At 38.9% G+C, this 13,072-nt stretch carries 15 protein-coding genes; 10 read left to right on the forward strand and 5 right to left on the reverse strand.

Annotated elements, in window-relative coordinates; all coding sequences use genetic code 11:
• The first annotated feature begins 201 nt into the window (after positions 1-201).
• From aspS to ruvC, 6 genes are all read left to right on the forward strand, one after another.
• A complete protein-coding gene (gene aspS, locus A4G17_RS05575) occupies positions 202-1,971 on the forward strand; it encodes an aspartate--tRNA ligase (RefSeq protein WP_123956616.1) in 1,770 nt (589 codons plus the stop codon).
• 91 nt (positions 1,972-2,062) lie between these two features.
• Positions 2,063-3,019, forward strand: coding sequence for a hypothetical protein (locus tag A4G17_RS05580; protein ID WP_123956615.1), 957 nt, complete (start codon positions 2,063-2,065; stop codon positions 3,017-3,019).
• A 30-nt stretch (positions 3,020-3,049) separates the two neighbouring features.
• Positions 3,050-3,511, forward strand: coding sequence for a dihydroneopterin triphosphate diphosphatase (gene nudB, locus A4G17_RS05585; RefSeq protein ID WP_123956613.1), 462 nt, complete (start codon positions 3,050-3,052; stop codon positions 3,509-3,511).
• Between the two features lie 34 nt (positions 3,512-3,545).
• A complete protein-coding gene (locus tag A4G17_RS05590) occupies positions 3,546-4,289 on the forward strand; it encodes a YebC/PmpR family DNA-binding transcriptional regulator (protein WP_123956611.1) in 744 nt (247 codons plus the stop codon).
• Positions 4,267-4,761, forward strand: coding sequence for a hypothetical protein (locus tag A4G17_RS05595; protein ID WP_418886404.1), 495 nt, complete (start codon positions 4,267-4,269; stop codon positions 4,759-4,761). The genes A4G17_RS05590 and A4G17_RS05595 overlap by 23 nt, the downstream gene beginning before the upstream one ends.
• 62 nt (positions 4,762-4,823) lie before the next feature.
• Positions 4,824-5,402, forward strand: a complete 579-nt coding sequence (gene ruvC / locus A4G17_RS05600; RefSeq protein WP_123956609.1) for a crossover junction endodeoxyribonuclease RuvC — start codon at positions 4,824-4,826, stop codon at positions 5,400-5,402.
• Positions 5,403-5,438: 36 nt separating this feature from the next.
• Here the strand turns inward: ruvC and A4G17_RS05605 are convergent, their stop codons facing one another.
• Positions 5,439-5,783: a RidA family protein gene (locus A4G17_RS05605; protein WP_123956607.1), complete on the reverse strand. Its 345-nt coding sequence runs from the start codon at positions 5,781-5,783 to the stop codon at positions 5,439-5,441.
• Between the two features lie 47 nt (positions 5,784-5,830).
• Positions 5,831-6,850, reverse strand: a complete 1,020-nt coding sequence (locus tag A4G17_RS05610) for a branched-chain amino acid aminotransferase (protein ID WP_123956605.1) — start codon at positions 6,848-6,850, stop codon at positions 5,831-5,833.
• A gap of 431 nt (positions 6,851-7,281) precedes the next feature.
• Here A4G17_RS05610 and A4G17_RS05615 point away from each other — a divergent pair, with 431 nt between their 5' ends.
• Positions 7,282-8,169, forward strand: a complete 888-nt coding sequence (locus A4G17_RS05615; protein WP_123956735.1) for a transcriptional regulator GcvA — start codon at positions 7,282-7,284, stop codon at positions 8,167-8,169.
• Between the two features lie 66 nt (positions 8,170-8,235).
• Here the strand turns inward: A4G17_RS05615 and A4G17_RS10240 are convergent, their stop codons facing one another.
• Complete coding sequence (locus tag A4G17_RS10240) at positions 8,236-9,528, reverse strand: hypothetical protein (RefSeq protein ID WP_207948540.1); 1,293 nt, start codon at positions 9,526-9,528, stop codon at positions 8,236-8,238.
• Positions 9,529-9,562: 34 nt separating this feature from the next.
• Here A4G17_RS10240 and yjjG point away from each other — a divergent pair, with 34 nt between their 5' ends.
• Genes yjjG through A4G17_RS05635 form a run of 3 tightly spaced genes read left to right on the forward strand, consistent with a single transcriptional unit; the run spans position 9,563 to position 11,893 of the window.
• On the forward strand, positions 9,563-10,246 hold the full coding sequence (yjjG, locus tag A4G17_RS05625; RefSeq protein WP_123956603.1) for a pyrimidine 5'-nucleotidase: 684 nt from the start codon (positions 9,563-9,565) through the stop codon (positions 10,244-10,246).
• Positions 10,247-10,268: 22 nt separating this feature from the next.
• Positions 10,269-11,252, forward strand: a complete 984-nt coding sequence (gene cysB, locus A4G17_RS05630) for an HTH-type transcriptional regulator CysB (RefSeq protein ID WP_123956601.1) — start codon at positions 10,269-10,271, stop codon at positions 11,250-11,252.
• The gene (locus A4G17_RS05635) at positions 11,252-11,893 is read left to right on the forward strand and encodes a hypothetical protein (RefSeq protein WP_123956599.1); all 642 of its coding nucleotides are present in this window, start codon (positions 11,252-11,254) and stop codon (positions 11,891-11,893) included. The genes cysB and A4G17_RS05635 overlap by 1 nt, the downstream gene beginning before the upstream one ends.
• A gap of 33 nt (positions 11,894-11,926) precedes the next feature.
• On the opposite strand, the gene A4G17_RS05640 is transcribed toward A4G17_RS05635, so the two are convergent.
• Both A4G17_RS05640 and A4G17_RS05645 read right to left on the reverse strand, forming a co-directional pair.
• Complete coding sequence (locus A4G17_RS05640) at positions 11,927-12,577, reverse strand: tetratricopeptide repeat protein (RefSeq protein ID WP_123956597.1); 651 nt, start codon at positions 12,575-12,577, stop codon at positions 11,927-11,929.
• Between the two features lie 9 nt (positions 12,578-12,586).
• Entirely contained in the window at positions 12,587-12,994 is a 408-nt protein-coding gene (locus A4G17_RS05645; RefSeq protein ID WP_123956595.1) for a hypothetical protein, read from the reverse strand.
• Positions 12,995-13,072 lie beyond the last annotated feature (78 nt).

Here is a 13,072-nt window from a genome sequence, read left to right on the forward strand (position 1 = left end):
GGTAAATCCTTAAAATTGCAAAATGTTGAGCTAATCTGACCGCTTGTTGCCGTCAGAAATCTTGAATAGGCATTAATATAACGACAAATTAGGCGATTTCAAGGCATAAATCATTATTTTCAGGTGAAATCTGTTTTCTGATTTGAGTTTTCGCTATAATCGTCGCTAATTTTTTCTCAAGTTTTTAAAAGGATAATTGATATGATGCGTTCTCACTATTGCGGGGCTTTAAACCGCACTCACGTTGGTCAGCAAGTGATCTTAAGCGGTTGGATCCACCGTGTGCGTAACCTTGGTCGTTTTATTTTCATGCAAATTCGTGATCGTGAAGGGATCGTACAAGTCTTTTTTGATGAGAAAGATGAAAACATTTTCAAGCAAGCCTCTGCGTTAAGAGCGGAAGCCTGTGTGCAAATCAAAGGTGAGGTGATTGCTCGTGATGAATCGCAAATCAACAAAGAAATGGTGACAGGCGAAATTGAGGTTTTAGTTAAAGAGTTATTGGTCTATAACAATGCTGAAGTGTTGCCGCTAGACTTCAACCAAAACAATACCGAAGAACAACGTTTAAAATACCGTTATTTGGATTTACGCCGTCCTGAAATGGCGGAACGTTTAAAAATGCGTGCCAAAATCACCAGTTTTGTGCGTCGTTATATGGATGACAATGGTTTCCTTGATATTGAAACCCCGATGCTCACCAAAGCTACCCCTGAAGGTGCCCGTGATTACTTGGTGCCAAGCCGAGTACATAAAGGCAAATTCTATGCGCTTCCGCAATCACCACAGCTGTTCAAACAGTTGTTGATGATGTCTGGTTTTGATCGTTACTATCAAATCGTAAAATGTTTCCGCGATGAAGATTTACGTGCAGACCGCCAGCCTGAATTTACCCAAATCGATGTGGAAACCACCTTTATGACAGCCCCTGAAGTGCGTGCGATGATGGAAAAAATGATTCGTGGCTTGTGGTTAGATCGTCTCAATGTAGATTTAGGCGAGTTTCCACAAATGACCTTTGCCGAAGCAATGCGTCGTTTTGGTTCAGACAAGCCAGACTTGCGTAACCCGTTAGAATTGGTTGATGTGGCAGATATTCTAAAAGATGTCGAATTTAAAGTGTTCAATGAGCCAGCAAACAGTCCTGAAGGGCGTGTAGCAGTGCTTCGTGTACCAAATGGTGCAGAGCTAACTCGTAAACAAATTGATGAATATACGCAATTTGTCGGCATTTATGGGGCGAAGGGCTTGGCTTGGGCGAAAGTAAATGATGTTACAGCGGGCTTAGAAGGCTTGCAAAGCCCAATCGCTAAATTCTTAAATGAAGATGTGGTGAAAGCCTTACTTGAACGTGCGAATGCACAAAATGGCGATATTATCTTCTTCGGTGCGGATAACGAGAAAATCGTGACCGATGCAATGGGTGCACTTCGCTTAAAAGTAGGTCGTGATTTAGGTTTAACGGATCTGAATGCGTGGAAACCACTTTGGGTGGTCGATTTCCCAATGTTTGAGAAAGATGATGAAGGAAATTGGTCAGCAATGCACCATCCATTTACGGCACCAAAAGATCTTAGCCCTGAAGAATTAAAAGCCGATCCAAAAGGTGCGGTAGCAAATGCCTATGATATGGTGATCAACGGTTATGAGGTTGGTGGCGGTTCTGTGCGTATTTTCGATCCGAAAATGCAACAAACCGTATTCGGCATTTTAGGCATTAACGAAGAAGAACAAAAAGAGAAATTTGGCTTCTTATTAGATGCGTTAAAATTCGGTACCCCGCCGCACGCAGGTTTAGCTTTCGGTTTAGACCGCTTGACGATGCTCATTACTGGTACAGAAAACATTCGTGATGTGATTGCCTTCCCGAAAACGACTGCGGCAGCCTGCTTAATGACGGATGCCCCAAGTTTTGGTAATCCAAAAGCCTTGGCGGAATTAGCGATTCAAGTTGTTAATATGGATAAATAGTAACAATACTTTTGTAGGGGCAGGTAATATCTGCCCCTTTATTGTATTATGATATTGAATTAAATATTGTTTATTTTCACCTCAAAGCATTATGCGAAAAACGTTATTATTTCTATTTTTCTCTTGTCTACTATGTTCTAAAACAATTCTTGCTAAGAAAAATATTCCTTTTATAAGTGAAACTAAAAAATTAATTTATCAACAAAAATGTTTGCCTGATGAAGTAATTGCTAATTTGGAAAAAAGATGGGACACCCAATATTGTGTAACTATTGATGCAAACATTGTGCAAACTAGTCAGAAATGGATTAACCAACGCTTATATCAACAGGCATTTAATTTTATTAATCGCTATTTTTTCTCCCCATTAGATGATCTATCAATAGAAGAAAGGGAAAAATATATAAATGAACATAAAGATAAGCCACTTAGTATTCGAGATCATAATGCTGAATATAATGCGATTTATAAGAAATTAGAAAATATTTCACAATTAAGTGAGTTGATTCAGCGTTTTTTAGATGAAGAATATCAAGATAAATTACACCGCATTAAAAATGATATGGGCATTATGGAGTCGAATTATCGATTAGATATTCGTTACTTAGGGCGATTTAATCAACTAGTGATGTTTGAATTTGAGTCAGAAATTGAGGTTGGTGCATTAGATGGATTTAGCCGCTATTTTGTGTTTGATTTAGAGAAACAACAAGAAGTGAAATTAGATGATATTTTATTACCAAATGGCAAACAAAAATTATACCAATTAGCCAATAAGGCTTATGATGAATTTACGATAAAAGGCTTTAAAGAATATTATTCACATCCTGAACGTTATACTAATATCACAGAGCCTAAGGCTATTTTAGCGCATCATAAACAAATTTATTCAGCTAATGCAGAAACAGATAATTTTGTTTTGGTTAAGAAAGGGATTAAATTGGGATATCCTGCCCCACAATTAAGTTCTTTTGTCACAGGAAAGGTTGACATTACGGTTGATGGTGAAGATATTTATGAAATTCTAAAGCCTGAATATATTTGGTGAGAATAATATTTGCATGAATGGCATGATAAAATGAACAACATTACAAATTATAAAAATCCTCATTCCGTTCTTATTGTAGTTTATGCTAAAGATACGGGTAGAGTGTTAATGCTGCAACGCCAAGATGATCCTGAGTTTTGGCAATCGGTAACGGGCACGATTGAAACAGGCGAGACACCCTATCAAACAGCCATTAGAGAAGTGGGCGAAGAAATCGGTTTGCAAATTTTGGCGGAAAAGCTACCGCTTGTTGATTGTCAGCACCGCGTAGAATTTGAAATTTTCCCGCAATTCCGCTATAAATACGCCCCTGAAATTAGCCATTGCACAGAACATTGGTTCTTATTGGCGTTGGAAAATGAAATCATACCACAGCTAACCGAACACTTGGCGTATCAATGGTTAACAGTCGAACAAGCAGTTCGATTAACGAAATCTCCAAACAATGCTCAGGCAATTGGTCGCTATCTTGGCGATAAGTTGGTTGGGTAAATTTTTGAACTTTTATTTGAAATAGGAAACTAATATGGCAGGTCATAGTAAGTGGGCAAATATTAAACACCGTAAAGCGGCACAAGATGCACAACGCGGCAAAATTTTTACCAAATTAATTCGTGAATTAGTCACCGCGGCAAAATTAGGTGGCGGAGATGTCAGCTCAAATCCACGTTTGCGTACTGCTGTGGATAAAGCTTTAGCAAGTAATATGACACGTGATACGATCAATCGTGCAATTGAGCGTGGTGTAGGCGGTGGCGATGACACCAATATGGAGACCAAAGTCTATGAAGGCTACGGCCCAGGTGGTACAGCGGTGATGGTAGAATGCTTGAGTGACAATGCTAACCGTACCATTTCCCAAGTGCGTCCAAGCTTCACTAAATGTGGTGGTAACTTAGGTACTGAAGGTTCTGTGGGGTATCTATTCAGCAAAAAAGGCTTAATTTTAATTGCCGCAGGTGCTGATGAGGATAGCTTAATGGAAGCCGCAATCGAAGCGGGTGCGGACGATGTTCAGCCACAAGAAGACGGCAGCTTTGAAATTTATACTGCTTGGGAAGATCTCGGCAGTGTACGTGATGGCATTGAACAAGCTGGATTTAAAATTGAATCAGCAGATGTTTCAATGATTCCATCAACAACGGTTGATTTAGATGCGGAAACCGCACCTAAATTATTAAAACTGATCGATATGCTAGAAGATTGTGATGATGTTCAAAATGTTTATCACAATGGTGAGATCAGTGATGAAGTTGCAGCCTTACTTTAAGGCTGGTTTTGATTATTTAATACGAGGAAAACTTATGAATTTGGTGAAATTCCTTCCTACAATGGCAGCAGCTCTAGTTCTTGTCGCTTGTTCAACAGAAAATAGCATGTCTTCAACTAAACAAGAAGCCCCAATGAAAGATACTTCAACAATGATGAAGTCGGCACAACCAACATTTGAAACAGCGGCTTATTTCTGTGATGTGAAAGGCAAAAGAAACAAAGTGGTTTCTGCTACTTATGCTTTTGTTAATGGGAAAATCGATACTGCGACTGTTACTGTAGATGGGGTCGTTGTCGGGCACGAAATGAAATTAGATCCGTCTTATCAAGACGGAACTCAGTTTGTTGAAGGCAAAAAAGTATGGTCATTAGAAAGCGGCTTTACACAAGCAACCGCATCAAAAACAGTACCAATCATGTTTACGAGCAATAATCGTATCCTAGCTAAGAACTGTGAAGTAGCGAAGTAGTTCTTTAATGAATAGAAAATGGATCTCTAGTTAGAGATCCATTTGTGTTTTAGGAAGATGAGATGCCGATTATTTTAGGAATTGATCCTGGTTCTCGAATTACTGGGTATGGTGTGATCCAGCAATCAGGGAGGACTTTAACTTATCTGGGGAGTGGGGCTATTCGCACTTCGGTAGAAGACTTACCCACACGTTTAAAACGTATTTATGCAGGCATCAGTGAGATAATCACTCAGTTTCACCCTGATATGTTTGCTATTGAGCAAGTGTTTATGGCAAAGAATGCCGATTCTGCCTTAAAACTTGGGCAAGCACGAGGCACAGCGATTGTGGCGGCGGTTAATCACGATTTGCCAGTGTTTGAATATGCCGCTCGTTTGGTGAAACAAACAGTCGTCGGCATCGGCTCGGCAGATAAAATTCAAGTGCAAGATATGGTCACTCGTATTTTACAACTTTCTGCCAAACCTCAAGCGGATGCCGCGGATGCTCTAGCAATTGCTATTACCCACGCCCATTCTATTCAGCATTCACTGACGGTTGCTAAACAAAGCTCTCAAGCGGTCAGCAGTGAAAAAGAACAGATTTTAGCCTTAATGAAAACCCGATACAGCCGTGGGCGTTTTCGTTTGAAGCACTAAATTTGCAAAAAATTAGCGGGATCTGACCGCTTGTTGTTAAACCGCAGCGGTGACAATGATTTCCACTTTCCAATTTGGGTTAGCTAATTTGGCTTCGACTGCTGCTCGTGGAGGGGCATTGTGTTTGGCGACCCATTCATCCCACGCTCGGTTCATCTCATCAAATTCTGCCATATCCGCTACAAAAACTTGTGCCATTAAAATACGGTTTTTGTGTGTACCTGCTTCGGCAAGCCATTTGTCGATTTCGGCTAAAACCTGTTTGGTTTGCCCGTACATATCCTGAGAATCATCTTCGGGAATTTGCCCTGCGAGATACGCCACGCCATTATAAATGGCCATCTCAGACAGCCGTTTACCGACTTGAAAACGTTTAATCATGTGTATTCCTTGTGTAATTCTGCCCCTGTTTATAGGGGCTGAATGGATTATTTGACTTTTACAATCCAGCCTTCTGGGGCTTCGACATCGCCGAATTGGATACCAACTAATTCATCGTAAAGACGTTTGGTGATTGGGCCTACATCAGTTTCGGAATAGAAAATGTGGTAGTTATCGCCATATTGGATCGCACCGATTGGCGTAATCACTGCCGCTGTTCCGCATGCACCAGCTTCGGTGAATTGGTCGAGTTGATCAATATAGACATCACCTTCAATAGCTTCTAAGCCTAGGCGTTCTTTGGCGAGATAGAGTAGCGAATATTTGGTGATACTTGGCAGAATAGATGGCGAATCTGGGGTGATAAATTTGTTGTCTTTGGTGATCCCAAAGAAGTTTGCTGAACCCACTTCTTCGATTTTGGTATGCGTTTTCGGGTCGAGATAGATACAATCAGCGAAATTTTTCTCTTTTGCTAGTTTACCTGGGTAAAGACTTGCGGCATAGTTTCCACCCACTTTTGCGGCTCCTGTGCCTGCGGGGGCTGCACGATCGTAGTCAGAGACTAAGAAGTTAGACGGTGCTAATCCACCTTTGAAATAAGCACCCACTGGGCAGCAGAACACACAGAAAATAAATTCAGGGGCGGTACGAACACCGATGTTTTCGCCCACGCCAATCACAAATGGACGCAAATAGAGCGTAGCTCCTGTGCCATATGGAGCAAGCCATTCATCGTTGGCTTTGACGACTTCTTTACAGGCTCGAATAAATAATTCAGTCGGCACTTGCGGCATTAACAAGCGGTCACAACTGCGTTGTAAACGGGCTGCGTTTTGGTCTGGGCGGAATAAATTGACTGATCCGTCTTTACAGCGGTAGGCTTTTAGGCCTTCGAAGCATTGCTGCCCGTAGTGTAGAGCTGTTGAGCCTTCGTGAATATGTAATACATCATCGGTAGAGAGTTCACCGTTATCCCAAGCACCGTCTTTCCAACGAGCGATAAAGCGGTAATCGGTTTTGATATAAGAAAATCCTAAGTTTTGCCAGTCGATATTTTTAACCATTTGTGGTGTCCTTTTTGTCAAAATTTAGGACTGACTTTACCGAAACTGCTTTCGATTGAAAAGGGGAGAGTGAAAATTTTTCTTGAAAAAGTGTCTTTAGTTGGCGAGTGAGTGTAACTCTGTTAGAATGCACAAAATTTTGCAATAAAAAAACCGCCCAAAATGGGCGGTATTAAACCAAATGGTTCAAAATATACAGGAAGTGAAACGAGTAACTTTCATTACTCCAGTCTAGTTTCCTAGACCAATATGCAAACACAACATCATACTTAAAATTTATAATAGCTACTTCAAAAAGCGAACTATCACTATCCATCTAAGTACGGTGACATTTTAGAGAGATTTGAAGAGTACAACAAACGAGATTTTTTTATTTTATTTATCAAAAAAAATAATGTTATCGGATAATGATTAATCAATTCAATATGAGTATGAATAATAAAAAACTTCCCCCACTCAATGCCTTGAAAGCCTTTGAATCGGCTGCTCGCTATCTAAACTTTACGAAGGCAGCCGATGAGCTTTTTGTCACTCAAGCTGCGGTGAGCCATCAAATAAAATTGTTAGAAGATTTTCTCAATGTGCAATTATTCCACCGACGGAATCGTTTATTAGAACTCACCGAACTCGGTTTGCAATATTTTGATGAAATCCGACCGCTTCTTGAGCACATTGCGGCAGCAACAGAACGAATTAGGCTTAAAAATGGCCGTGAAATTCTCACTATTAGTGTGCCTCAAACTTTTGGAATGCATTGGCTTGTTCCTCGTTTGAATGATTTTCACCAACAATTCCCTGAAATTGAAGTGCGAATTAAGGGGGTGGATCAAGATGAAGGCTTGCTTGGCAAAGAAATTGATGTCGCGATCTATTACGGATCGGGTAATTGGCAAAATGTAGAATCAGTACGTTTAACCGAATCTCCATTAGTGATTTTAGCATCACCAAAATTCTTAGAGCAAAGTCCACTGAATAAACCAGAAGACCTGATTGGAAAAACATTGTTACATGTATTCAGTCGCAATAAATGGAAGCGAGTGATTGATAAATTTGAGCTTAAAGCGCAGATTGATGTTGATGAAACGGGTTCAATGTTTAGCCACACTTTTATGGCGTTGCAAGCAGCAATGCACCATCAAGGTATTGCTGTGGCGAATAAACTGGTGGCTCAACATGAATTAGAGCAAGGGAATTTGATCGAGCCTTTCCCAACAGGGTTAAATGATGAAAAATCATTTTATGTTGTCTATCCTACACAAGTCGCTAAAGTCGAAAAGGTACAGAGATTTGTGGAATGGATAATGGAGGAAATCAAATAATAAAAAGGCGTTTATATGTTTGATCAGGTTCAAATATTAAACGCCTTCTTAATCAATAGTAAGCAATTATTGTACGGCTGTACCTGTTGCACCAACTACGCCTTTCCAACTTTTTTCACTTGATTGTTCCAACGACTTTGAGGTACCAAGAAGGACTTCGCTATCAGGTCCATATAGTCTACCTTTGAATTCGCCTTCAATGCTGTCTTTGATGAATAATTTGCCATTGATTGTGCCTTCATAATCAATGTGTACTTGATTGTGTTGAGGCTTTAATTCCCAAATTGAATTTGCATAATAAGGGTCTGTTTTATCTGCAGCAATTGACATGGTAAATTGCTTGTTACTAGAGAGATATTGAGCTGAAACCTGACCAGTTAATGCGTTTCTTGGTCTATTATTATAGGCGTAATACATTTTTCCACTATATTGCATATTATTGTCAGGTCTCCCTGTATAAGCACTTGGATCAGCCGCAACGAGACCAATATAACGAGCAGTAGATCCAGCAGTAGTATTATCCATGAGTTGAGCATAACCATAGTAGCCAACAATGTCACCACGATTTGCTCTTAATGTATTTAACTGATGTTGAGTTAAATGGATGTTTTGGTTTTCTGGGGAGAGAACAATATTTTTTCCCTCAAGTGTTAATGAAACCAAAGTGCTGTTCTCATCCGTATTGATTGCTTCTAACCGCTTAAAAACATATTTGTCTGCATAGTTATACATATCATGCTCTCCCCCACATACACCTTCTTGCCAGCATTCATCATGCGAATAGCCATCATTAGGAGGGAAATGAGGTGTCAGTAGGCCACCTGCGTTATTTTCATTAGGTTGCCCTTCAAGGGTATTAGTTATTGTTTCATCTTCTTTAGCTTTTTGAGCTTCTTCAGCTTTTTTAGCTTCTTCAGCTTTTCTGGCTTCTTCAGCTTTTCTGGCTTCTTCAGCTTTTCTGGCTTCTTCAGCTTTTTTCGCCTCTTCCTCTTTTTTCTTTTTAGCTTCTTCTTCAGCTTTAGCCTTCTCTTCTGCAGCTTTCTTCTCCTCTTCCGCTTTCTTTGCTTCTTCCGCTTTCTTTGCTTCTTCCGCTTTTTTTGCTTCTTCCGCTTTTTTTGCTTCATCAGCCGCTGGATCATTCGTATTTACTTCTGGAGCTGGCGTGTTATTTGCTGCTTCAGGTGGGGCTTCAGGGTTATCTCCACAAGCACTTAACACCAGTGCAGTGAGTAGTGTGAAACTAAATTTCACGATTTTTTTCATTTTTTTCTCCTTTATAAGAAAATAGACATAAAAATTGTGCATTATTTTAGCAAATAATGATTTAAAATGATCTAAATTTTTTACATAAATCAACATTTATACAGATAAATTTAAATAGAAGGATAAGCTTTTGAAATATCAATGGATTTTATTTGATGCGGATGAAACATTGTTTTCATTTAATTCGTATTTTGGGCTAAAAGCAATGCTTAAACGTTATGAGATCGATTTTACCGCTGAGGACTATGAGACTTTTCAAGCTGTGAATAAACCGCTTTGGGTGGCGTATCAGAATAAAGAGATTACCGCAGAAGGTTTGCAACGCACGCGTTTTGAAAAATTATCACACCAGACTGGGCAAGATCCCTTGGTGTTAAATCAAGAGTTAATGGCCGAAATGGCGTTGCTGAGCTTGCCTTTAGATAATGTGAGAGAGATGCTGCAAGCGTTGTATGGCAAAGTGAAACTTGCGATTGTTACTAATGGTTTTAATGCGTTACAGCAAAAAAGATTAGAAAATACAGAGACGGCTCATTTTTTCGAATTTATTACGGTTTCGGAAAATGTTGGAGCGGCAAAGCCTGAGCCTAAAATCTTTGAGCATGCCTTTGGGCAGATGAGCGATTTTGATAAAAAACGAGTGCTAATGGTGGGGGATACCTTATCGTCAGATGTACAAGGTGGAATTAATGTTGGCATTGATACTTGCTGGTTCAACCCCCACGCGTTGCCAAATGAAACGACAATTCAACCGACTTATGAAATTCGTTCAATTTTGGAGTTAGTGAAGATCGCAAGCGGTCAGATCCCTTAAATTTTTTGCAAGTACAAATACTATGAAACTACAACAACTTCGTTATCTCGTTGAAATTGTTAATCAAAATCTTAATATCACTGAAGCGGCAGAGGCACTTTATACTTCTCAACCGGGTATCAGTAAACAGGTGCGTTTATTGGAAAGCGAGCTCGGTATTAATATTTTCGAGCGAAATGGGAAGCATATTAAAGGCTTAACGCCTGCGGGTGAGAAAATTATTGCCATTTCAAGAGAATTGTTAGTTAAAGCACAAAGTATTAAATCAGTAGCCGAAGAGCAGACATCGCCTAATCGAGGCATTTTACGTATTGCAACAACCAATACTCAGGCTCGCTATATGTTGCCTAAGGTCATTGAAAAATTTAAGTCAAAATACCCCGAAGTGAGTTTGCATCTGCACCAAGGTTCGCCAAGCCAAATTTATGATGCTTTGATGGCGGGAGAGGTCGATCTTGCGATTACGACAGAAGCACAATATCTGTTTGAAAATGCCATTTTACTGCCTTGTTACTTATGGAACCGTTCTGTGGTAGTCAAACCAGATCATCCATTAGCGAGCTTTGTGCAACAAAATCGGAAACTCACGGTCGAAGAACTCGGAAAGTATGATTTAATCACTTATACTTTTGGCTTTACGGGGCGTTCAGATCTTGATCATGCCTTTAATAAAGTGGGGATTTTGCCAAACATCGTATTTACCGCAACAGATGCCGATGTGATCAAAACCTACGTGCGTTTAGGGCTTGGCGTGGGAATTATGGCCTCTATGGCATATACTGAACAAGACGATGATTTAATGGCGATTGATGCCAGTCACCTATTTCAATCCAGTATGACTCAAATTGCGTTTAAACGAGGTAGTTTCTTACGTAATTATATGTATGATTTTATTAGCTATTTTTCACCCCATTTAACCAAAATGAAGGTGGAGGAAGCGGAGCAACTGCGAGATAACAATGCGATCTTGCGTCTGTTTGAAAGCACTAAATTAGAGGAAAAGTAATGAATTTACGGAATAAAATAGCCGTACTAGCGGTCACTTCCATGGGTTTTTTTGCAAATGTATCTGCAGAACAATTTAATATTAAATATAGTTCTAACTATTTAATGCCAGCCTATGTGAATTTTAGTAATGACGGCAAAAAATATGCAATTGAATCCAAAATTAATGTACCACTATACAATATTGTTTTTACTGCTCAAGGCTATGAGAAAAACAACCAGTTTTACTTATTAAGTTATCGTGATAAACGTAATGGAAAAAATTATGCAGTCGCAGAGTTAGACTCAAAAAATATTCAGTATGGAAAAGTGAAAGAACCTTTGAAAAATGAAGTGCTGACATTACCTACGTTTGATTTATTTACCTTAGCTTTCCAATTAAGTTATTATGAAAAGCTTCCGACGAGCTTTCAAACAACCAATGGAAAAAAATTGTATCCTTCAGAGAACGTGGTATTAAATCAATCGAAAAAAGCTGTGACAGTAAAAGATCAATTATTTGAAGAAATTACTTATAAATTTAAGACTGGCGATAAATATATTACGGTGAAGAAATTTGTCGGTGAAAAATTCCCACGTTATATTTCATATAACCGAGATGGTGATAATTATGAATTAACCTTTGATGGTTTTGTGAATTAAAAAAGAGGCTGAATGAAAATTCAGCCTTTTATTTTATAAGCCAAGTTCTTTTAATTTTTTATCCGCATCTACAATGCCATATTCTTTTGCTTGTAGCATGAGTTCAGCTGCCTTATTTAGATTTTGTGCGACGCCATGGCTTTCCATATAACTTAGCCCAAGAAAATAATAAGCACGTTTATCTCCTAAATCGACTGCTTTTTGGAAATACTTCACGGATTCACGGTAGTTGCGATCAACGCCTTCACCATAATAATATAGTATGCCTAATTGCGTTACAGCAGGGGGATATGATTGTTTTGCACTTTCATCGTAATAATCATAAGCTCGTGAATAGTCCCGCATAGCATAATAGATATTAGCTAAATTATGTTGGGAAATGGCATCGCCTTTTTTAGCTGATTTTTTTAGCCATTTTATCGCTTCTGCTTTATCGTTAAGCCCTAAATTATAAATGTCTCCCACAAGCCCTTCTGCTACAGCATCATTATTTTGTGCATAAGGTAACACGAGTTCTAATGCTTCAGTGGCTTTCCCATTACGAGTTAATTGTTCAGCTTTATTAACAATACTCATTGGAATAGTAGGACTGGCATTTTTATTTTTTATTGTAGAAGGCGATGTGCCGCAGGCAGACAATAAAATAGAAGCACATAAAGTAGTAACAAGTTGTTTTTTCATCATAACCCCCTTCTAATTTTCAATAATAATGAGATCTTTGAAATAAGTTTGATAATTTTTTGTTGGAATATAACCTTTTTCAATGTAGTTAGTAATGATGCCGTCTTTATCGCTTGCAAAGTAAATTTCACCACAATGATAGATCGGTTGGCGTTTGAGAATAACGTCGTAACCGTTATAAGTGATATAATCACCCATATAATCACAGTCTTTATATAAATAATAATAGTTATAAAGTAAGCCACTCGTATCAATTTTATGGAGTGAAATACGCTCTTGAACGAGAGAAATATGTTTTCCAATTAGTTGCGTTAAGGCAGGATTTCGGTATTCAAAACTAAATTGCGGATTCAAAATGCGGTTTCCACAACCAGATAAAATAAAAGCAGAAATAATCAATGTAAGAGCTTTGTTATACATAACAGATTCCTTATTGAATAGTAAAAGACTCGCTGATTCTAACAGTTTTTATGGGGAAAAAACTATTTCAGATCACGA

This window comes from Frederiksenia canicola (assembly GCF_011455495.1).
Classification (GTDB): domain Bacteria; phylum Pseudomonadota; class Gammaproteobacteria; order Enterobacterales; family Pasteurellaceae; genus Frederiksenia; species Frederiksenia canicola.